13 protein-coding genes, 1 tRNA gene and 3 pseudogenes are annotated in these 20,924 nt (G+C 69.6%); 6 read left to right on the top strand and 11 right to left on the bottom strand.

The features are described from left to right. Positions 1-110: 110 nt before the first annotated feature. Together MOV08_RS10275 and MOV08_RS10270 are read right to left on the bottom strand one after the other, a co-directional pair. A complete protein-coding gene (locus tag MOV08_RS10275; RefSeq protein ID WP_275307165.1) occupies positions 111-1,937 on the bottom strand; it encodes an AMP-dependent synthetase/ligase in 1,827 nt (608 codons plus the stop codon). 392 nt (positions 1,938-2,329) lie between these two features. Further along, positions 2,330-3,193: a LysR family transcriptional regulator gene (locus MOV08_RS10270; RefSeq protein WP_039640445.1), complete on the bottom strand. Its 864-nt coding sequence runs from the start codon at positions 3,191-3,193 to the stop codon at positions 2,330-2,332. A gap of 182 nt (positions 3,194-3,375) precedes the next feature. Here MOV08_RS10270 and MOV08_RS10265 point away from each other — a divergent pair, with 182 nt between their 5' ends. Further along, the gene (locus MOV08_RS10265) at positions 3,376-4,464 is read left to right on the top strand and encodes a bile acid:sodium symporter family protein (RefSeq protein ID WP_275307164.1); all 1,089 of its coding nucleotides are present in this window, start codon (positions 3,376-3,378) and stop codon (positions 4,462-4,464) included. Here the strand turns inward: MOV08_RS10265 and MOV08_RS10260 are convergent. Both MOV08_RS10260 and MOV08_RS10255 read right to left on the bottom strand, forming a co-directional pair. Further along, on the bottom strand, positions 4,405-6,342 hold the full coding sequence (locus MOV08_RS10260) for a sialidase family protein (protein WP_275307162.1): 1,938 nt from the start codon (positions 6,340-6,342) through the stop codon (positions 4,405-4,407). The two genes, MOV08_RS10265 and MOV08_RS10260, sit on opposite strands and share 60 nt — an antisense overlap. 220 nt (positions 6,343-6,562) lie before the next feature. Next, entirely contained in the window at positions 6,563-7,504 is a 942-nt protein-coding gene (locus MOV08_RS10255) for a quinone oxidoreductase family protein (RefSeq protein WP_275307161.1), read from the bottom strand. 151 nt (positions 7,505-7,655) lie between these two features. Between MOV08_RS10255 and MOV08_RS10250 the strand changes: the two genes are divergently transcribed. Beyond that, on the top strand, positions 7,656-8,099 hold the full coding sequence (locus tag MOV08_RS10250; RefSeq protein WP_039631157.1) for a MarR family winged helix-turn-helix transcriptional regulator: 444 nt from the start codon (positions 7,656-7,658) through the stop codon (positions 8,097-8,099). Positions 8,100-8,133: 34 nt separating this feature from the next. On the opposite strand, the gene fdhD is transcribed toward MOV08_RS10250, so the two are convergent. After that, positions 8,134-9,009 carry a formate dehydrogenase accessory sulfurtransferase FdhD gene (gene fdhD, locus MOV08_RS10245; protein WP_275307159.1) on the bottom strand — a complete coding sequence of 292 codons (876 nt, stop codon included), beginning with the start codon at positions 9,007-9,009 and terminating at the stop codon, positions 8,134-8,136. 176 nt (positions 9,010-9,185) lie between these two features. Between fdhD and MOV08_RS10240 the strand changes: the two genes are divergently transcribed. Continuing rightward, the gene (locus MOV08_RS10240) at positions 9,186-9,869 is read left to right on the top strand and encodes a GntR family transcriptional regulator (RefSeq protein WP_039631153.1); all 684 of its coding nucleotides are present in this window, start codon (positions 9,186-9,188) and stop codon (positions 9,867-9,869) included. A gap of 172 nt (positions 9,870-10,041) precedes the next feature. Continuing rightward, a complete protein-coding gene (locus MOV08_RS10235; RefSeq protein WP_039631151.1) occupies positions 10,042-10,428 on the top strand; it encodes a chorismate mutase in 387 nt (128 codons plus the stop codon). A gap of 141 nt (positions 10,429-10,569) precedes the next feature. Here MOV08_RS10235 and MOV08_RS10230 read toward each other — a convergent pair whose 3' ends face one another. From MOV08_RS10230 to MOV08_RS10210, 5 genes and pseudogenes are all read right to left on the bottom strand, one after another. After that, positions 10,570-10,854 (bottom strand): hypothetical protein, encoded by a 285-nt coding sequence (locus MOV08_RS10230; RefSeq protein WP_275307157.1) that lies wholly within the window; start codon positions 10,852-10,854, stop codon positions 10,570-10,572. A 184-nt stretch (positions 10,855-11,038) separates the two neighbouring features. Beyond that, positions 11,039-12,442, bottom strand: coding sequence for an OFA family MFS transporter (locus tag MOV08_RS10225; RefSeq protein WP_275307156.1), 1,404 nt, complete (start codon positions 12,440-12,442; stop codon positions 11,039-11,041). Between the two features lie 80 nt (positions 12,443-12,522). Further along, positions 12,523-13,770: pseudogene (locus tag MOV08_RS10220) on the bottom strand (acetate--CoA ligase family protein); the annotation flags it as partial. A 1,371-nt stretch (positions 13,771-15,141) separates the two neighbouring features. Further along, a pseudogene (locus tag MOV08_RS10215) lies at positions 15,142-15,907 on the bottom strand (CoA transferase); the annotation flags it as partial. 49 nt (positions 15,908-15,956) lie between these two features. Then, positions 15,957-17,599: pseudogene (locus tag MOV08_RS10210) on the bottom strand (thiamine pyrophosphate-binding protein). Positions 17,600-18,347: 748 nt separating this feature from the next. Here MOV08_RS10210 and MOV08_RS10205 point away from each other — a divergent pair. Beyond that, a tRNA-Leu gene (locus MOV08_RS10205) sits at positions 18,348-18,432 on the top strand. Between the two features lie 415 nt (positions 18,433-18,847). Here the strand turns inward: MOV08_RS10205 and MOV08_RS10200 are convergent. Then, positions 18,848-19,684, bottom strand: coding sequence for an alpha/beta fold hydrolase (locus MOV08_RS10200; RefSeq protein ID WP_275307154.1), 837 nt, complete (start codon positions 19,682-19,684; stop codon positions 18,848-18,850). Between the two features lie 552 nt (positions 19,685-20,236). Here MOV08_RS10200 and MOV08_RS10195 point away from each other — a divergent pair. After that, positions 20,237-20,920 (top strand): DUF3159 domain-containing protein, encoded by a 684-nt coding sequence (locus tag MOV08_RS10195; protein ID WP_239009925.1) that lies wholly within the window; start codon positions 20,237-20,239, stop codon positions 20,918-20,920. The last annotated feature ends 4 nt before the right edge of the window (positions 20,921-20,924 follow it).

Genomic DNA, 20,924 nt, shown 5'->3' with positions numbered 1-20,924 from the left:
CTGTCGTGTTCGGGGACGTCAACGATCATCCGCCCCCGGACATTCCCGTGCACGCCGAGAAAAACCGCCCGTTCACCGTCATGTCCGGCCGGCCCGCGGACCCACCGCTCTCACCCCCGGTACAGCGCGTCCACCTCCGCCGCGTACGCCGCCTCGATCGCCTTGCGCTTGAGCTTCAGCGAGGGCGTCAGCAGGCCGTGCTCCTCGCTGAACTGGTTGGCCAGTATCCGGAACGTGCGGATCGACTCGGCCTGCGAGACCAGCGTGTTCGCGGCGACCACGGCGCGCCGGATCTCGGTCTCCAGGTCGGGGTCGCGCACCAGGTCGCGCGGCGGCATCTCCGGCTTGCCGCGCATCGCCAGCCAGTGCGTGACCGCCTCCGGGTCCAGGGTGACCAGCGCCGCGATGAACGGGCGGTCGTTGCCGACGACGATGCACTGGGCGACCAGCGGATGGGCCCGCACCCGCTCCTCCAGCGGCACCGGCGAGACCGACTTGCCGCCCGAGGTGACCAGGATCTCCTTCTTCCGCCCGGTGATCGTCAGATAGCCGTCCTCGGCCAGGACGCCGAGGTCCCCGGTGGCGAACCAGCCGTCGTGCAGCACCGCGTCGGTCGCCTTGGGGTCGTTGTGGTAGCCCTGGAAGATCTGGCCGCCGTGCAGCCAGACCTCGCCGTCCTCGGCCAGGTGGACGCTGGTGCCGGGGACCGGCGTGCCGACGGTGCCGAAGCGGGTCCGCTCCGGCGGGTTCGCGGTGGCCGCCGCGGTGCTCTCCGTCAGGCCGTAGCCCTCGAAGATCCGTACGCCGGCGCCGGCGAAGAACAGGCCCAGCCGGCGCTCCATGGCCGAGCCCCCGGACATCGCGTGCCGCACCCGGCCGCCCAGCGCCTCGCGGACCTTGCTGTAGACCAGCTTGTCGAAGACCTGGTGCTGCATCCGCAGCCCGGCGCCGGGGCCGGGGCCGGTGCCGAACGCCTTGTGTTCCAGCCCCTCCGCGTAGCGGACCGCGATCTCGACGGCCTTGTCGAAGGGACCGACCTTGCCCTCGGCCTCCGCCCGCCGGCGGGCCGCGGCGAACACCCTCTCGAAGATGTAGGGCACCGCCAGGACGAAGGTGGGCCGGAACGCCTGGAGGTCCGGCAGGAGCGCCCGGGCCGAGAGCTCGGGCTGGTGGCCGAGCTTGACCCGGCCGCGGACCGCCGCGACCTGCACCATCCGGCCGAAGACGTGCGCCAGCGGCAGGAAGAGCAGGGTGGCCGCCTCGTCGCCGGGCTTGGAGCGGAAGACCTTGTCGTACCGCAGCACGATGTTGTCGGCCTCGGCCATGAAGTTGGCGTGGGTGATCACGCAGCCCTTGGGGCGGCCGGTGGTGCCGGAGGTGTAGATGATCGTCGCGACGGCCTCCGGGGTGACCGCCATCCGGTGCCGGTGCACCACCTCGTCGTCGAGGTGCGCCCCGGCCGCGGTCAGCTCGGCGACCGGGTCGGCGTCCAGCTGCCACAGTTTCCGCAGCTGGGGGAGTCTGCCGACGACCGAGCCGACGGTCATCGCGTGGTCCTCGTGCTCCACCAGGCACGCCGAGACCTCGGCGTTGTGCAGCATCCAGAAGACCTGCTCCGCCGACGAGGTGGGGTACAGCGGGACGGACTGGGCGCCGACCGACCACAGCGCATAGTCGAAGAGCGTCCACTCGTAGCGGGTGCGGGACATGATGCCGACCCGGTCACCGAACCGGACGCCCTGCGCGAGCAGGCCCTTGGCGAGTCCGATCACCTCGTCCCGGAACTGCCCGGCGTCGACGTTCCGCCATTGCCCGGCGGCGTCCTTACGCGCCAGCGCGGTCCGTCCGGGGTCGGTTTCCGCGTTGTCGTACACCGAGTCGGCCAGCCCGCCGACCCGGGGCGCGGTCGCCAAAGGAGGGACGGTGAACTCGCGCAATGACCCAGCTCCTCGTGGTGCTTCTCACAAGGCCGCGACCGTACCCCACGGGGACGGCCGGTGGGAGGGCGCTACCACGCCGCGACGGCGCTGCCACCGTAACCGGCCAGGACGGGAAATCGGGTTACTTCGGGTAACGGTGGACATTGCTTGACTGGTTCACCGCTGGACGAACACTGTGCCGGGACTGGATCTGCACCAAATCTCTGCATCTGTCGCGGGGTCAGAGCACGTCGGAGGCATATTCCGGGGCGCTGCGACGATCTCCGGGAGGTTCTCGGGAGATCCCGGGCAGGCCCGCGGAGGGCGCCGGCGCCGCCCGGCGCACGGCGCCGGCGACCTCAAGCGGTACGGCGGATTCCGGGTGCCTTCTCGGGCGCCGGGACGGCCGCCTACGGGAGGTGCAGCCGGTCGCCGCCCGCCAGGATCGCCTCGGCCAGCGCCTCCGCCGGGCCGCGCGCCGCCCCCGCCCGCTCCCCGTGCAGCAGGACGAAGTCCACCCCGCCCAGCTCCGGCAGCCCGGCCCGGGACGGTATCCGCACCAGGCCCGGCGGGATCATCCCGCGCGTGTGCGCCATCACGCCCAGCCCCGCCCGGGTCGCCGCGATCAGCCCGTTCAGGCTTCCGCTGGTGCAGGCGATCCGCCACTCCCGGCCCTGTCCCTCCAGCGCCTCCAGGGCCCGCGCCCGGGTCACCGCGGGCGGGGGGAAGACCACCAGCGGCACCGGCCGCTGCGGGTCCAGCCGCAGCCGCTCGCCGCCCACCCACACCAGCCGGTCCCGCCACACCAGCCGCCCCCGCGGCCCCTCCGGCCGATGCTTGGCCAGGACGAGATCGAGCCGGCCGGCCGCCAGCAGCTCGTGCAGGGTGCCGGAGAGCTCCACGGTCAGTTCCAGGTCGACCTCCGGGTGGTCGCGCCGGAAGCCCTCCAGCACCTCCGGCAGGCGGGTCAGCACGAAGTCCTCGGACGCGCCGAACCGCAGCCGCCCGCGCAGCCGGGTCCCGGCGAAGAAGCTCGCCGCCCGCTCGTTCGCCTCCAGGATGGTGCGCGCGAACCCCAGCATCGCCTCGCCGTCCTCGGTGAGGTCCACGGCGTGCGTGTCCCGTGCGAACAGCCGCCGCCCGGCGGCCTCCTCCAGCTTCCGTACGTGCTGGCTCACCGTGGACTGGCGCAGCCCCAGCCGGTGCGCGGCCTGGGTGAAGCTCAGCGTCTGCGCCACGGCGAGGAAGGTGCGCAGCTGCGCGGGTTCGAACACGGACGACGCCTCCCGACGGTGCTCCCGGTGCTCCCGGTGCTCCCGGTGCTCCCGGTGCTCATCGTGCTTCATGATGGCAGTCACCACGGTAAGAGGGGTTCCCGATTGCCGTTCCGCCCGGCAGTCTGGAGCGGGCACCGTCCATGCCACCACCCGTGAGCCGTCGAACCCGAAGAGAGACCATGCGCCGCCCTGTGTTCCGCCTGCCCGCCTGGCTCCCCGTGGACGGTTACCTCCTCGCGTTGCTCGGTACGGTCGGCCTGGCCGCCCTGATGCCCGCCCGCGGCGCCGCCGCCACCGTCGCGGACGGCGCCTCCACCGGGGCCGTCGCGCTGCTCTTCTTCCTCTACGGGGCCCGGCTCTCCACCCGGGAGGCGATGGACGGACTGCGCCACTGGCGCCTCCATCTGGCCACGCTGGCCTGCACGTTCGTGGTCTTCCCGGTGCTCGGCCTGGCCGCCCGGTTCCTGGTGCCCTTCGTGCTTCCGCCCGCCCTGTACACCGGTCTGCTCTTCCTGTGCCTGGTGCCCTCGACGGTCCAGTCCTCCATCGCCTTCACCTCCATCGCCCGCGGCAATGTGGCGGCGGCGATCTGCGCCGGCTCGTTCTCCAGCATCGTGGGGATCGTCGTCACCCCGCTGCTGGCGGGGCTGGTGCTGCACGGCGACGGCGGCGGCTTCTCCGCGCACTCCCTGGTCTCGATCGTCTGCCAGCTGCTGCTCCCGTTCGTCGCCGGGCAGGTGCTGCGGCGCTGGGTGGCCGGATTCCTCACCCGGCACAAGAAGGTCCTCGGGTACGTCGACCGCGGCTCGATCCTGCTGGTCGTCTACGCCGCGTTCAGCGCCGGCATGGTGCAGGGCATCTGGCACCAGGTCTCCCCGCTGCGGCTGCTGTGCCTGCTGGGCGTGGAGGCGGTGCTGCTGGCCGCCATGTTGACGGTCACCTCGTACGGCTCGAAGAAGCTCGGCTTCCCGCGCGGCGACCGGATCGCGATCACCTTCGCCGGCTCGAAGAAGAGCCTGGCGGCCGGGTTGCCGATGGCCAGCGTCCTCTTCGGTGCCCAGGCCGGGTTGGCGGTGCTGCCGCTGATGCTGTTCCACCAGATGCAGTTGATGGTGTGCGCGGTGCTGGCGAAGCGGTACGCGGCGCGGGCCGACGCCGAGCCGCCGCCGGCGGTCGGGCCCGATGGCTCCGGGCCCGACCGGGGCGGTTCAGCGGTCGGCGTCGACCCGGTCCAGCGGGAGTCCGAGCACCAGCGGGCCGGCCGCTGAGGCGTTGCGCTCGCGGACCCGGGAGAGTTCGGCGTCGGTGAGCGCCCGGCGGTAGACGCGCACCTGCGCCAGGGCACCGGTGAACTGCGCCCGGCCGTCCGGCCGTTGGCCCAGGTGAACGCCGAACACCGAGGTGCGGCTGACCGATCCGGGAACGTCCGCGGCCGAGGTCGTCGCGGTGCCGTCGACGGTCAGCAGCAGCCGGCCGCCGGCGCGGCGCAGCGCGAGGTGGTGCCAGTCGCCGTCGTTGTACGCGCCGGCGGTGGCGACCTTGGCGGTGGCGGGCGCCCGGGCGCCGTCGATGGCCGTGAGGAGCGCGGTGATCCGGTGGTGCGCGGGATCGCCCGCAAGGGCGACCTGCGGGGAGCTGCTGCCCACCCCGCCCATCCACAGCAGCGGCTGTTCGCCGGCGGCGGCGCGGTAGCGGAACCACAGGGCGCAGGTGAAGTCCCGGCTGCCCAGCGGGAGCGAGTCGCGGTAGGGGAGGCGGACGGCGTCGTCGGTGCCGTCGAAGGACAGGGCGCGGCCGAAGGGGCCGTCGGTGAGCCGGGCGCCGCCCAGGACCAGGGCCGGCCGGGCGCCGGGGGCCCGGTCGGGGGTGGTCGGGTCCGGGCCGCGGCGCGGTCCGAGCCACTGCTCGGTGAAGCGGGCGAAGCGGATCTCGTCCCGGGCGTCGGCGGTGCCGCCCTCGTAGAGCAGGCCGGTGACGGTGGGGGAGACGGCGACCAGGTCGGAGTAGCCGGACCAGTCGGCGCTGACCCGGGCGCCCCGGTCCACGCCCTCCCAGGTGCGGCCCTCGTCGTACGAGGAGCGGATGGTCATGGTGCGGCGGCGGTCCGGGTCGGCCGGCGCGGCCAACAGGGTGCGGCCGTGGCCGCCGTCGCCGGACGAGCGCGGCAGCCGCAGCGCGGACGCCTGCACCATCGGGGTGTAGAGGTCGGGGATCGTGCGGAACGGCGCGGTGAAGGAGTCGCCGCCGTCCCGACTCACCGTGGCGGTGCGGTTGCCGAGGTCGGTGCCGTCCTGTTCGCGGCCGTTGACGTAGATCGAGCCGTCGGAGCGCTCCAGGAGGGTCATCTCGGACGGCTTCTGTCGGAAGGTTCCGTCCGGGGCGATCGGCCAGGTGTCCAACGCACCCACCCGCCATGTGGTGCCGCCGTCGTCGCTGTGGACGAGCGCGGCGTGGTTGGCGGTGATCCGGGCGCCCGTGTAGCTCTCGGCGTTGACGCCGAAGACCAGCCGCCCGGCGTGCCGTCCGTGGGCGAGCTGGATGCCGTGCACCGGGCCGGTGGCGTACCAGGAGTTCCACCGGCGGGGGCGGATGCTGCGGGTCAGGTCGCGGGGTGCGGACCAGGTGGCGCCGTCGTCGTCGCTGTACTGGAGATGCGGGGTGCGGTCGCAGGGGACGTCGCAACTGAGGCCGTCGGTACGGCCCTTGTTGTAGGTCTCGGCGAGGATGATGCGGCCGGTGCGGCGGTCCACCAGGGGCGCCGGGTTCCCGTGGGTGTCCCCGTCGCCGTGGTTGACGACTTGGAGGGGCCCCCAGGTCCGGCCGCCGTCGGTGGAGCGCTTGAGGACGAGGTCGATGTCGCCGGCGTCCCCGCAGTCGTGCACCCGGCCCTCGGCGAAGGCGAGGAGGGTGCCGCGGACGGTCCGCACGATGGCGGGTATACGGAAGCAGAAGTAGCCCTTCTCGTGCGCCGCCTTGAACAGCACCTGCTGGTCGAAGCCGCCTGAAGGGGCGTCAGCGGCGGCCCGGGCCGGAGCCGTGGCCAGGGCGGCGAGGGCGGTGGCGGCCAGCGCGACGGCGGCGGCCTGGGCACGGCGGTGCCGGGGTCTGCGGCGGAGGCGGGGGTGCGCGCGGAGATCTGACGTCATGGTCCGGCCTGCCCTTCGAGGCATCGGGTCGGGTCATCAGGACATCCAACGTCCTATGTGCAGATGTGACGGAAGCTACTGCCGTGCGGGAGGTGCGACAAGGAGCCTGCGTCGGTTCTCCGCGCCCGACCCGGAATTCACTCTCCCGGGCCGGGCGCACTGCGCCGTGTGCACCACCTGGGGCCGGTGGGACGACCGCGTCCTACGGGGTCGCGGCGCCTCACGGCCGCAGCACCACCTTCCCGAGGTTGGCCCGCGCCTCGATGATCTCGTGGGCCTTCGCGGCGTCCGCCAGCGGCAGCTCGGCGTGGATCGCGGCCCGTAGCCGGCCGGCGCCGGCCAGCTCCCACAACTGCGCGCGGTGCCGCGCGTACATCTCCGGATGGACGGCGACGAAGCGCCGCATGGTCAGCCCGGTGATGGTCTTCGCGCCGGCCAACAGCTCGTAGGCCGGGACCGTGCCGCCGCCGGAGTTGAAGAAGATCAGCCGCCCGCCGGGCGCGACGGCGGCCAGGGCGCGCGGCAGCAGCTCCCCGCCGACCCCGTCCAGCACGATGTCGACCGGCTCTCCCCAGGACTCCTGGTCGTACGTCACCACCTCGTCGGCGCCCAGCCCGTACAGGAACTCCGCCTTGGCCGGGGAGCCGACCGCGGCCACCACCCGCGGGACGCCCTGGAGCTTGGCCAGTTGGACGGCGAGGTGGCCGGTGCCGCTGGCCGCGCCGGTGATCAGCACGGACTCGCCGGCGGCCGGCGCCGCGGTGCTCAGCGCGGCCAGCGCGACGTGCCCGCCGCGCACCAGCGCCACCGCCTCGACCGCGCTCGCGCCGTCGGGGACACGGCTGGCCAGCGCGACCGGGGCGAGGGCGAGTTCGCCGTAGGAGCCGGTCAGGGTGATCGAGGTGACCCGGTCGCCGACCGCGAAGTCGGTGACGTCCGGACCCAGGGCGATCACCTCGCCCGCGATCTCGCCGCCGATGACGCCGGGCAGCGGATCGCCGCCGCCCTTGCCGTCCCCGCGCACCCGGCGCACCGCCGGCAGGCTGACGCCGATCGCCTCGGTGCGGACGAGGAGTTCACCGGGTCCCGGCGTCGGGTCCTCGGTCTCCTCCAGCCGCAGGACCTCGGGGCCGCCGTAGGTATGGAATCGCACCTGGCGCATGGGCCGTCACCTCCGTGGGAACGAGCCGCGAGCACCGCGGCCGGTTTCATTGGGTGCCCCAACGATAACCATGAAACCGTTGGGAAGTCCAACGGTTCTTCCCTGGCGCTTACGTTGGTGGGACCCACGGTTTCCTGGGTACGGTGGCCCCATGGCCGACACCCCCTACGCCCCCAGCCGTATCCGCGCCCTCCCCAGTTGGCTGTTGGGCCGTGCCGCCGCCCGCGGGCACCGGCTGGTCGCCGAGGCGCTGGCCGCCGAGGGCATGCGGATGATGCACCATGCCGTGCTCTGCGCCGTCGCCGAACTCGGCCCGGTCTCCCAGGCGGAGCTCGGCCGGACCGTCGGGATCGACCCCAAGGACATGGTCGCGATCGTCAACGACCTGCAGAAGGACGGGCTGGTCACCCGCACCCCCGACGCCAGGGACCGGCGGAAGAACGCCATCGAGATCTCGGCCGAGGGGAAGCGGCGACTGCGTCGCACCGAGCGGCTCGGCGACGCGGCCAACGCCGAACTGACCGCCGCGCTCAGCGACGAGGAGCGCGCCCAACTGGTCGCACTGCTGACCCGGATCGTGACACCGGGGGAGTGAGGTAAGGGGGAGTGGGGCAGGGAGGCCGGCGGCGTCAGCCCGCGGCGGCCGCCGGGTCCAGCGCCAGCCGGTGCGCGCCCGCGTAGACGTTCATCGACCGCCCGCGCAGGAAGCCGACCAGCGTCAGCCCCGTCTCGGCCGCGAGGTCGACGGCCAGCGAGGACGGCGCGGAGACCGCGGCCAGCACGGGTATGCCGGCCATCACCGCCTTCTGCGCCAGCTCGAACGAGGCCCGTCCGGAGACCATCAGCACACCGGACGACAGCGGCAGTCGGCCGTCCTGCAGCGCCCGCCCGACGATCTTGTCCACCGCGTTGTGCCGCCCCACGTCCTCGCGGACGTCGAGCAGTTCGCCGTCCGCGGTGAACAGCGCCGCCGCGTGCAGACCGCCGGTCCGGTCGAAGACCCGTTGGGCGGCCCGCAGGCGGTCGGGAAGGGCGGCCAGGGTCTCCGGGGTGAGCCGGACCGCGGGATCCGGGGCGTCGTCCAGCCGCCAGCGGGCCGTGGTCCGCACCGCGTCCAGGCTCGCCTTGCCGCACAGCCCGCACGAGGACGTGGTGTAGACGTTGCGCTCCAGCGTGAGGTCCGGGACGACGACCCCGTCCGCCAGCCGGACGTCCACGACGTTGTAGCTGTTGCCGCCGCCCCCGGTCTCGGCTTCTCCCCCGCGCGTGGCTCCCGCGCAGTACACGATGTTCGCCAGCTCGTCCGCGCTCCCCAGGACGCCCTCGCTGACCAGGAACCCCGCCGCCAGCGCGAAGTCGTCACCGGGGGTGCGCATGGTGATCGCCAGCGGCTTGCCGTTCAGCCGGATCTCCAGCGGCTCCTCGGCGACCAGGGTGTCCGGCCGGCTGCTCACCGCGCCGTCGCGGATCCGGATGACGCGGCGTCGCTCGGTGACCCGTCCCATGTCTGATCAGCCCCGGTTCTGTCTGTGGTGATGGCCCGTCCATTGTCCGGTACGGGCGTTCGTCCGGCGCCGCCGGTGCGGACCGTGGCCGGCCGGCGGATCGCCGCGGCGGCCTGTGGGGGAGCGGGGACGCTCGGTAGACTGTAGACGATAGCCAATGATGGAGGGGGACCTCGATGCTGTCCAGAGGCTTGCCGCAGGGCACCGTGCCCAAGCTCGAACGCCCCGGCCCGTTGCGCGAGCGCGTCTACGAGGCACTGCTCGAACTGATCACCACCCGCGCGCTCCGCCCCGGCCAGCACCTGGTCGAGAGCGAGTTGGCGGGCCACCTGGGGGTCTCCCGCCAGCCGGTCCGCGAAGCGCTCCAGCGGCTCGACACCGACGGCTGGGTCGATCTGCGCCCCGCCCAGGGCGCCTTCGTTCACGAGCCCACCGAGGAGGAGGCCGACCAGCTGCTGACGGTGCGCACGCTGCTGGAGGCCGAGGCCGCCCGGCTCGCCGCGGTCCACGCCGACCCGGCCGGCATCGCCGAGCTGGAGCGGCTCTGCGACCAGGGCGAGCGCGCCGTCCAGGAGGACGACGTGGAGACCGCGGTGGCGCTCAACGCCACGTTTCACGCCAAGGTCACCGAGCTGGCCGGGAACGCCGTCCTCGCCGAGCTGGCCGCGCAGGTCGGACGGCGGGTGCGCTGGTACTACACCCCGGTCGCCCGCAAGCGCGGCAAGCGGTCCTGGGCCGAACACCGCGAGCTGATCGCGGCGATCGCCGACGGCGACGAGGCCCGCGCCACCTCCGTCATGCGCGCGCACACCGAGCACACCCGGCGGACGTACCACGAACGCGACGGCGAGGACGCCTGACGCGGCGGCGCCCTCACGGGTGGCCGATCCTCGCCCCCGCCGGCCCACCTCCCGTCCGATCCGCGAGACCAGCGGAGATGACCGGCCCACCGCCGGGTAGGGTGCAGGCGATCACGCACCACCTGATCACGGACGAACCACCCAGAACCCGACCAGAAACGGCGAGACGCACATGAGCGAAGGGACAGCACCGGCGGCCGGCGAGGCGGCCTCCGTCGCCGACGAGGCGGCCCGGGAGCGGCTGCTCTATCTGCGCGGCAGCATCGACAACCTCGATGCCGCACTGGTGCACCTGCTCGCCGAGCGGTTCAAGTGCACCCAGCAGGTCGGCGAACTCAAGGCCCGGCACAGCCTGCCGCCCGCCGACCCGGCCCGCGAGGCCGCCCAGATCGCCCGTCTGCGCCGCCTGGCCGAAGACGCCCGACTGGACCCGGCGTTCGCCGAGAAGTTCCTCAACTTCATCATCGGGGAAGTCGTCCAGCACCACCGCGCCATCGCCGACCGGGCCGTGACCAGCGGCGAGGCGAGGGCCGAGCAGCCCCGGACGACCGCCGGCTGATCACCGGGGAGACAACCGGGAGTTCTGCTTCCCAGGAAGCCCCCGACACCGGAGGACGCCCCGTCCCTGCCGTGGCAGGAACGGGGCGTCCGGCATTCCGTCATCGCTCCGTCCGACAAGCGCCGGCCGGCAGTGCGACCATCAGTGGCGCGGGTGCGCGGCCTTGCCGATGGTGGTCTTGCCGACCGGGAGCTTGCCGGCGTCCTGCGTCGTCTTCAGCTTGTCCGCGGTCTTGGCGACGGCGTTGACGACGGCGTCGATGTTCACGGGGGGCTTCTTGACGACGTTCTTGGCCACCGGGCTGCTGTCGAGCAGGTTCTTGGCATCCGTCGCGACACCCCGGTGGCCGTCGGCGAACGCGGGGGCGGCGACGCCCAGGGCCATTACCGCGCCGGCAACAACCGCAGCGGCCTTGGAGTACGTCATGGTGGACAGTCCCTTTCTGCTTCAGAGATCAAGCGGCGTCTACCGCCGGCCAAACGGACGTGGCGCGCGCGCTCTGCCGCTCGCGGCACGTCTTCCGTCGGCACACACCCAAACGGCCCCGCCGCTCCCAGGACACGGCGCCGATCCCCGCTGAAGGGGAATGCACCCGAACGTGTCGTCCCGCTCAGGTCATTTCCCTACTGATCGGCCGGGGGTTGGGCGGCACGTCGCGCAGCCGGGTCCGACCCGGCTGGTGCAGCAGCAGGGTGAACGCCGCAGCCACCAGGGAAAGGCCGCCGGCCAGCAGATATGCGCCGTTGTAGCCCCAGGCGCTGACCACCGTCGAACCCAGTCCGCCGCCGAACAGACCGCTGATCAACTTGCCGCTGTAGACCAGTCCGTAGTTGGAGGCGTTGTAGTTCTCGCCGAAGTAGTCGGGGGTGAGCGCCGCGAAGAGCGGATAGAAGGCGCCGCCGCCGAATCCGGACAGGAAGGCGAAGAACAGGAACAGCCACTGGCTGTGGATGTCCCCGGCCCACAACACCCCGAACTGGGCCAGCCCCAGGACGACGATCACGAACACCAGGGTCGCCTTCCGGCCCCACAGGTCCGACAGCCAGCCCACCACGGCCCGGCCGACGCCGTTGACGACGGACATCACCCCCATCGACGAGGCCGCGACCAGCGGGCCGAACCCCACGTCCTTGGCGAAGTCCACCTGGAACGAGATCCCGAAGATCGAGACGCCGGCGGTCAGCACCACGCTCACCCACATCAACGGGAGCATCCCGCTGCGCATCGCCTCCTTGGGCGTGAACTGCCGCACCGCCGGCGGATTCTTCGCCAGGAATGCCGGACCCTGCCCCGACCCGCCGGCCTTCAGCGGATCCGCCTCGACGGGCCACCAATCCTTCGGCGGATCCTTGAAGAACCAGGCACAGCCCGCCACCACGATCAGTACGTAGATCCCGATGCCGTCCAGTACGTCCTGGAAATCCCCGAAGTCGAAGGCGTAGTTGAAGACGAAGATGAACGGCAGTGCGCCATAGGCGAATCCGCCGTTGACGAATCCGGTCTTCGCGCCGCGCCGCTCCGGAAACCATTTGCCCACCATGTTGATGCAGGTGGCGTAGACGAGCCCGGAGCCGATACCGCCGACCACCCCGAAACCGCAGATCGCCGCCAGCACATCGTCCAGGTGCGCCAGTGACACGAAGCCCACCAGGCTCAGCACCGCCCCGAGGAGCATGGCCCGGCGCGCGGTGAGGATGCCGCGTTCCCGTAACCAGCCCGCCGGAAAGGCGATTCCGGCCTGGCAGAAGACCCAGACGCTCAGAATCCAGAAGGTGTCGCTCTGCGTCCACCCATGTGCGTGCGACAGCGTTCCCTCGGCCGAACCGTAGGCGTATTCGGAGACGCCGATGGCCATCATCGCGAGCCACGGCAGATACACCATCAGTTTCCGCGAGTGGCCGCCGAGAAGTTCCCGGTCGGATTCGCCGACCCGGTAGACCCGGCCCTTGCCGTCGACGATTTCCCGATAGATCGTTGCGGTCGTTTCCGTGCCGTCCCGTTCGCTGCGGTCCATACCCTTCACCTCGGAATCGAAAATCCGGTCAGCGCGCCCTCTGTCCGATCTCTCCGTGCTCACTGAGAAGACGACACGACCTAGGTCCGCAGCAGCCCTGCGGCCCGCGCCCAGCGGTACTTCGCGCCGAGCACCGCCACCGGCTTCTCGGTCGTATAGGGATAGGCGACCACCCCGCGCGCGAAGAGCCGGGCCGCCGCCTCCTCGACCTCAGTGTCGCCGGCCAACGACGCCACCACCGGTTTTTCGATCCCGCGCGCCCGGAACTCCGCCACCACCCGCCCGGTCAGCTCGGCGAAGACCGCCGGCGGGGTGACGATGGTGTGCCAGTAGCCCAGCACCAGGGCATGGATCCGGGGATCCGACAGGCCCAGCCGGAGCGCCGCCTCGTAGGTGGCCGGCGGCTCCCCGCCGGTGATGTCGATCGGGTTGCCGGCCGACCCGAACGGCGGGATCAGCCGGCGGAACGCCGCGTCGAGGTCGGGCGGGACGTCCATCAGCCGCAGCCCGTTGTCGACCAGCGCGTCCGACAGCAGCACCCCGGAGCCGCCGGCGCCGGTGATCACCACCACGTTGTCACCCCGGGGGACGGGCAGTACGGGCAGCGCCCGGGCGTACTCCAGCAGGTCGTTCAGGCCCGGCGCCCGGATCACCCCGGCCTGCCGCAGGATGTCGTCGTAGACCGCGTCGTCGCCGGCCAGTGCGCCGGTGTGCGACCCCGCGGCCCGCGCCCCGGCACCGGTCCGGCCCGCCTTGAGCACCACCACCGGCTTCTTCGGCACCGTCTCCCGGGCCGCCGCGACGAACGCCCGGCCGTCCTTGAGGTCCTCAAGGTGCATCGCGATGCAGTCGGTGTGCGGGTCCTCGGCGAAGTAGGTGAGGAGGTCGTCCTCGTCCACGTCCGCCTTGTTGCCGAGCCCGACGATCGCCGAGACGCCGGTCCGGGTGGTCCGGGCGAAGCCCAGGATCGCCATCCCGATGCCGCCGGACTGCGAGGTCAGCGCCACCCCGCCCTTGACGTCGTACGGGGTGCAGAACGTCGCGCACAGGTCCTGCCAGGTGGAGTAGTAGCCGTAGATGTTGGGCCCGAGCAGCCGGATGCCCCACTCGGTCCCGATCGCCACGATCCGCTGCTGCAGGGCGTGTTCACCGGTCTCGGCGAAACCGGACGGGATCAGCACCGCGTTCGGGACGCCCTTGCGACCGGCCTCCTCCAGCGCCGCGGGCACCAGCGGCGCGGGGATGGCGAACACCGCCACGTCCACCTCGCCCGGCACGTCCCGCACCGAGCGGTACGCCTTGCGGCCGAGGATGTCGTCGGCGGTGGGAGTCCTGCGCCTGCCAGATCGTCAGGGGAAGCTGCAAATCGGCCGGATTAACCTCAGTGTAGATCTATTCGCCATGCAACCTTGTTGTTATTATTATTATTATTGCTTATTGTATTATTGTATTATTGTAGTGACGTAATATTAATATTGTATTATTAATATTATTGTGTATTATTGTTATGTTATTATTGATATTATTATTGTAGTAGTAGTGATGGGACATAAATGTGTGCTGCATGTAAACAACTTCACCATATGTACTGTACCGTGCCTCTTTCTCACCATTCTCTCCTTTATTCATTATATTCATGGGTCTGTAATTCTCTTAACAGGATCCTTTCGCAATGGCGTGAAAATGATGCACCTCTTACAAGAGCTGTTTTTGGGTTTCAGGACTTCCTCAACGTCCGAAGTATTTCGGTGGAAGGTATTTTTGGGAAAACGTTTGTTGGTTGGCTCAGGATCTGTTCTGGTGTCAGACACCGCGCGAGCGCATCTGCGCCTGCCGCCTTGTGGAGTGACACGTAGCGGCAGGCGGCGGCAGCGCGCGCGCGGCGTCGCTACCTCAGCCGGAAGACCGGCGCAGACGGAGGTGTCTGGCAGCATATGAGCACCTCATTAGGATGCGCCCAGCCAGGCGCGCGCCGATGCCAGACGTCGGATCGGTGACCTTGATGCCTCTACCTGCTCGGCAAATCTGCTGCAGCCGCGCGCTGCGCGCCGCCGCAGATCGGTCGGATAATGGTGGTGAACACTAACACCTCGACGCCGCCAGACCAGGCTGATCACTAGAAATGATCTCTTAAGTGGCGATCTGAGGAGCGAAAGATCAGTCATGACCATCTGATGATCTTCCTCAGTCCCTCCGCGGGCTGGATCGTCACTGGGTAGATGTAAGCAGTAGATAACCTTAGGCGGAAAACGGCATTGGCGGTGATCCATATCTCACGGATCATCAGCTCATCCAGATATGAACATATATATGGGCAGATGGCCCTCGATCTTAGTCAGATAATCAGAAGTACAGATGCAAACAGAGTCAAGGAGAGAGCTTCAGCGAAGCTGGCAATCAGTGTCTGGTGAAAATTACCGCTGGATGTGCTCTCTGACCTCAAACCTGCCGTCGGCGGCCAGTGAGGATCCTCATTAGTTTGATGATCTCAGCCAAGTCAGCCTGCACGGGGATGACCACAGGGAGATGTCTGTGGGCGAGTTATTACTCTAAAACACCTCCGCCACGGGCGGCGGCGTTATTCACTCCTTATCGATATTTGCTTCATTGTATACAGCAGCCTTTTATTAATGGCATGGGCGAAATATCCGTCCGCGATCCGGATTAATCATTATTGGCTCAGGTGATGTCAGTGAGCAGCGCCAGCCGACCGGCTGCACGATCACATAGACGTAGTCGTTGGGGAGCGCATCTGCACCTTGCCGACTGCCCTGCTGCCGGCGTTGCCGCCGCTGCCGCGCACACCTCGTCGCCGAAGCCCTCGTTCGGATACTCCGTCAACGGCCCATGCGCAAGCCGCTGTTGGTCCCGCAGTTTCACCCGGCACAGGTTGAGCACCGCATGCTGCATGGCGACGTTGACCCGCTGGCCGCGGCCGGTACGGGTGCGTTGGAAGAGCGCGGCGAGGACGCCGGCGACGCAGTGCACCCCGGTGCCCGAGTCGCCGATCTGCGCGCCGGTCGCCAGCGGCGGCCCGTCCTCGAACCCGGTGGTCGCCATCGCCCCGCCCATGGCCTGGGCCACCACTTCGTACGCCTTGAAGCCGGTGTACGGGCCCTCGCCGAAGCCCTTGATGCTGGCGTAGACGATCCGCGGGTTGATCTCGCGGATGCGTTCCCAGGTGAACCCCATCCGGTCGACCGCGCCGGGCCCGAAGTTCTCCACCAGGACGTCGCTGCGGCCGATCAGCTCGGTCAGCAGCTCCTTCCCCCGCGGTGTCTTGGTGTTCAGGGTGATGCTCCGCTTGTTGCAGTTGAGCATCGTGAAGTAGAGCGAGTCGGCGTCCGGTACGTCCCGCAACTGACGGCGTGTGATGTCGCCGCCGACCGACTCCAGCTTGATCACGTCCGCCCCGAGCCAGGCGAGCAACTGTGTTGCGGACGGCCCGGACTGAACATGCGTCATATCGAGGACGCGAATGCCGTCGAGTGCCTTGGACACGGCCGACTCCCTCCTACTTGTACATGGTCTGGTTCATCGTTCCGGGGGCGTAGGCGTCCGGATCGATCCACACGTTGATCAGCGAGGGCTTCCCCGACTCCCGCGCCCGCCGCAGCGCCGGCCCGATGTCCGCCGGGTCCCGGACCTCCTCGCCGTACCCCCCGAGCAACTGCGCGAACTTGTCGTAGGGCACATCGCCGAGGGTGTTCCCGACCCGCTCCCGCTCGGCGCCGTACTTGGCCCGCTGCCCGTAACGGATCTGGTTCATCGAGGAGTTGTTGCCGACGACGCCGACGAACGGCAGGTCGTAGCGGACCAGCGTCTCGAAGTCCCACCCGGTCAGGCTGAACGCGCCGTCACCGAAGAGCGCGACCACTTCCTTCTCCGGCCTGGCCTGCTTGGCCGCGAGCACGAAGGGGATCCCGACGCCGAGCGTGCCGAGCGGCCCGGGATCCATCCAGTGCCCGGGCGCCTTGGGCTGGACGACCTGACCGGAGAAGGTGACCACGTCCCCGCCGTCCCCGACGTAGATCGAATCCTCGGTCAGGAACTCGTTGATCTCGCTCACCAACCGGTACGGATGGATCGGACAGGCATCCGACCGCAACTGCGGCAACCGCTTCTCGACCGCCGCCTGCTCGGCCGCCCGTAGCTCGTCCAGCCACTCCTTGCGCTTGCCGGCACCCCCGTTGATCCGCCCGGACGCGGCCTCGGCGACCGCCTTCAGCACCAGCCCCGCGTCACCCACGATCCCCAGATCGACGTCCCGGTTCTTCCCCACCGTCCGGTAGTCCAGGTCGATCTGGACCACCGTCGCGTCCGGCGACAGCCGCCTGCCGTACCCCATCCGGAAGTCGAACGGCGTCCCCACGATCACGATCACATCGGCGTTGGCGAACGCGTACCGCCGCGACAGCTGGAAGTGGTGCGGATCGCCGGGCGGCAGCGTCCCGCGCCCGGCCCCGTTCATATACGCCGGGACGTTCAGCGCCCGGACGAGCTCCACCGCGGCCTCGTTCCCGCGCGTCGTCCACACCTGGCTCCCCAGCAGGATCGCCGGCTTCTCCGCGCGGACCAGCAGATCGGCCAGCCGCTGGACGTCGTCGGGGTCGCCGGCCGAGCGGGTCGAGGCGCGGTAGTGCCCGGCCCGCGGGACCCGGGCCGCGTCGGCCGGCACCTCGGCGTCCAGCACATCGCGCGGGATCTCCAGGAACGACGGGCCGGGCGCACCGTGGAAGCACTCCCGGAACGCCATCGAGACCATGTCCGCGGCCCGCGCGGTGTCCGGCACGGTGGCCGCGAACTTGGTGATCGGCGTCATCATCTCGACGTGCGGCAGGTCCTGGAGCGACCCCATCTTGTGCTGGGTGCGCGCCCCTTGGCCACCGATCAACAGCATCGGTGACTCGGCCCGGAAGGCGTTGGCGACGCCGGTCACCGCGTCCGTCGTACCGGGCCCTGCGGTGACCACCGCACACCCGGGCCGCCCGGTGATCCGCGCATACCCGTCCGCAGCATGCGCGGCGACCTGCTCGTGCCGCACGTCGACCACGTCGATCCCCTCGTCGACGCACCCGTCGTAGATGTCGATGATGTGCCCCCGCAAAGGGTGTAGATCACCTCCACCCCCTCCGCCTTGAGCGCCTTGGCAACCAAGTGCCCACCGGAAACGAGACCGGGTCCGCCGCTCCCGACCCCCCGGGCACCCCCGCCCTCCCGCCTACCCCGAGCGAGACCCGCGTCCTGACCGTCCTCCGCCATGTACATCGCTTCCCTTCGACTCAACTCTCCGTCGCGCTGATCACCTGCATGCGCACTCCGTGCAACTGCTGCGGTGTGTGAGGTGCATGCGGCGCATGTGACGCGTGAACTGCTGTGACTTGTGTGGCGCGTGAACTGCTGTGATTTGTGTGGCGCGTGAGGCTGATACGACTCGTGCGGTTTGTCCTGCTCCTCCCGCGCCTCCCACACCTCCCGTCTCTCCTACTCCTCCATCTATCTGCATCTGCATCTGCGCCGATCGTCGCTCATGCATACAGAACTCGGAAGACTGTATACAGTCGTCAGTCGACAAAGCTGCATGAACCCGTTATCCCGCATCCCCCGACCGTTGTCCAGGGGAAGCGCGGGGAAGTGCGAGGAACGGCAACGATCACGCCATCCGCCCGCCGGCCGGCCAGCCTCCGCTCCGCCTTCGCGTCGCCCGCCCTGCCCCTGCTTGTGTCGCCTCCGGGTGCGGGTCCGCCGCGGGCGCACTCTCGCGACCCAACCGCCTCGTCCGCCCGTCCCTCATCACCCATAAACGCGCCTTATGTCCGGTGTGGATACGCAGGTGAAGGGCACTCCGAAACCTTGGTATTGTTGTCCATGTCGCCGCGGGGAACGCCCCGCGAAGACCACCTGAGTCCGGGTGGCGGAATGGCAGACGCGCTAGCTTGAGGTGCTAGTGCCCTTTATCGGGCGTGGGGGTTCAAGTCCCCCCTCGGACACACACGCAAAATGCCTGGTCAGCGCGCTGACCAGGCATTTTGCGTGTGGAGACCAGATGGGTGGTCGAAATGGGGTGCGCGGGCTCTTGGCAGAGCGGTGCACTGACCTGGGGTTTCTTCCGAATTCAGGCATGGGGGTTCGTGTCGGGTGCATGTGAAGATCGTGTGCGCTCGGGACTTGCTTTCTCGCGAGGCAGGGCCCTGACCTGCACGCTTATCAGCGTGCGACGTGGGGGTTCGTGTCGGTACGTTGAGGGGTGCGAGTCGCATCCGCCCTTGTTGCCGGGTGTAGTTGGTGCGACGAACTGCCTCCGCCATGGAGGAGTCTGCCGAATCGAGCGGTGGCGGGTTTCGGGGAGTGCAGCTGTGCCGCTGTACAGCTGATCGTGACCAAGCTCTATTAGTTAGTTGGGGCTTACCCAACTCGGTTCTGGAGGAAGTCCAGGAGGTCCTGGTTGAACTTCTCCTTCTCGCCGGGGACGACGGAGATGCCGTGGGAGGCGCCCTCGTAGACCTTGAGGACGGCGTTCGGGATGAGTCGTGCGGCCTTGCGGCTGGTGGTGTCGATCGGCACGATCTGGTCGTCGTCGCCGTGGACGATGAGGGTCGGGACGTCGAATTTCTTGAGGTCCTCGGTGAAGTCCGTCTCGGCGAAGGCGGTCACGCAGTCCACGCCGGCCTTGATGCTTTGGTGCATGGCCATGAGCCAGTACGCGTCCATGTTGCCCTGTGTGACCTGGTTGTCCGGGCGGTTGGCGCCGAAGAACGCCGGTGCGAAGTCCTTCCAGAACTGGGAGCGTTCCTTGAGGATGCCGGTCCTGATGGTTTCGAACACCTCGGCCGGAACTCCCTGGGGGTTGCCCTCCGTTTTGATCATCAGGGGTGGGATCGCCGAGAGCAGGACGGCCTTGTTGATCCGGGTGGTGCCGTGGCGTCCGATGTAGCGGGCGAGCTCACCGCCGCCCATGGAGTGGGCGACCAGGGTGATGTCTCGTAGGTCGAGCGCGGTGATCAGGTCGTTCAGGTCGTCGGCGAAGGTGTCGAAGTCGTAGCCGCCCCAGGGCTGAGCGGACCGGCCGTGGCCCCGGCGGTCGTGCGCGATTCCGCGGAAGCCGTGGTCGGCCACCAGCTTCATCTGGTCCTCCCAGGCGTCCGCGTTCAGCGGCCAGCCATGAAGGAAGACGACCGGGCGTCCGCTGCCCCAGTCCTTGTAGTAGATCTCGACACCGTCACGCGTGGTCAGAGTGGGCACGATTTCCTCCTTGTTGTGGGCACCTGGGCACCAGCTGGCTGGCGGTCCGCCCCCGTGGTGTTCGCATGGGGCCTGATGCCGGTGGGCGGCGCAGCATGGTTCGACGCCGGAAGTACGCGAAGCGTCCGGTACTCCTCACAGCCATCCTGCGAACCTGCCGGTGATCCGCAACGCGACTCACCGGCGGCTCGGTGCGTCACCTGGCTGGTCTCGGGTCTGTCCGGGCAGGAAGCACTTCGCCGCTGTCTTGTGCTGGGCCCGCCGTGCGTGGGCGACAAAGGTCCGCCCTGGCCGATCGCCGACATTTTTTGGCGCGGCGGCGAGCGACAGCGCAACAGCGCAGGCGCCGCCCCATGTAGCGGCGGATCCGCCGGGCCCGGGTGCCGCGCGGTCGATGTCTGCGCTCGTAGCAGGCGCTGCCGGCCTCGTACTGCGTTTGCGGCAGGCCAAGAGTCTGCGGACGGGCGACGACGGCCTCGGGGCGAGACGGCACGGTAGGAGGTGCCGCAAGCGGTGAAATGCGCACTGTCCGTCGAGGAACCTGGAGCAGCCGTGGACCCTGAAGCACATCATGTGGGCGACGGTGCGGACGCCGCCCGGGCGGCCGCCCGAGATCGGCTGCGTGCGGCCGTGGTCGAAGTCGCGCCCGTCTTCGGATTCACGGTGAGCTACGCCCTCACTCACCAGCTCACCGTCGCGCTGGTACTCGCCTTGGCGGCAGCGGCCGGGGTCTGCGTGTACCGGGTGGTGCGCAGGGAGTCGGTGTGGCGCGCGCTCGCGGTCCTCGGCCTCGTGTGCGTCCAGGGTGCTCTGGCCGCGAAGACCGGGCAGGCCACCGACTTCTTCCTGCCGAACCTGGTGATGCACAGCGTCATCGCCTTGGCGAACGCCGTGCTGCTGCTGCTCGGCTGGCCGCCGATGGGCCTGGTGGTGGGGCTGATCACGAAGGAGCGGACCGGCTGGCGCCGGTGCACGGTGCGGCGCCGGGCGTTCATCAAGGGCAACCTGGTCATCCTGGCCGCGAGTCTGGCGATGCTGGCGATCCAGCTGCCGCTGTACCTGTCCGGCCAGGCCGTCGCCCTCGGCACGGCCGACGCCTGCGGACTCCCCGTCGTCGCGCTCAGCGCACTGCTCGGCTGGCGCGTCTACCGACGCGCCCTCGGCAGCCACGACTGCGGCACCAACGACCGCACGAACACCGAGATATCTCTCCCTCTGGAAAGGACTCTTCCGTGACTTC

Source organism: Streptomyces yunnanensis, from assembly GCF_029011865.1.
GTDB classification, from domain to species: Bacteria; Actinomycetota; Actinomycetes; order Streptomycetales; family Streptomycetaceae; genus Streptomyces; species Streptomyces yunnanensis.
This window is presented reverse-complemented; position numbering and strand designations above follow the sequence as displayed.

Coding starts and splice junctions, on each gene's coding strand:
- MOV08_RS10235 (WP_039631151.1), top strand. CDS start 10,042: ATGAGCGAAGGGACAGCACCGGCGGCCGGCGAGGCGGCCTCCGTCGCC.
- MOV08_RS10260 (WP_275307162.1), bottom strand. CDS start 6,342: ATGACGTCAGATCTCCGCGCGCACCCCCGCCTCCGCCGCAGACCCCGG.
- MOV08_RS10265 (WP_275307164.1), top strand. CDS start 3,376: ATGCGCCGCCCTGTGTTCCGCCTGCCCGCCTGGCTCCCCGTGGACGGT.
- MOV08_RS10255 (WP_275307161.1), bottom strand. CDS start 7,504: ATGCGCCAGGTGCGATTCCATACCTACGGCGGCCCCGAGGTCCTGCGG.
- MOV08_RS10240 (WP_039631153.1), top strand. CDS start 9,186: ATGCTGTCCAGAGGCTTGCCGCAGGGCACCGTGCCCAAGCTCGAACGC.
- fdhD (WP_275307159.1), bottom strand. CDS start 9,009: ATGGGACGGGTCACCGAGCGACGCCGCGTCATCCGGATCCGCGACGGC.
- MOV08_RS10230 (WP_275307157.1), bottom strand. CDS start 10,854: ATGACGTACTCCAAGGCCGCTGCGGTTGTTGCCGGCGCGGTAATGGCC.
- MOV08_RS10250 (WP_039631157.1), top strand. CDS start 7,656: ATGGCCGACACCCCCTACGCCCCCAGCCGTATCCGCGCCCTCCCCAGT.
- MOV08_RS10225 (WP_275307156.1), bottom strand. CDS start 12,442: ATGGACCGCAGCGAACGGGACGGCACGGAAACGACCGCAACGATCTAT.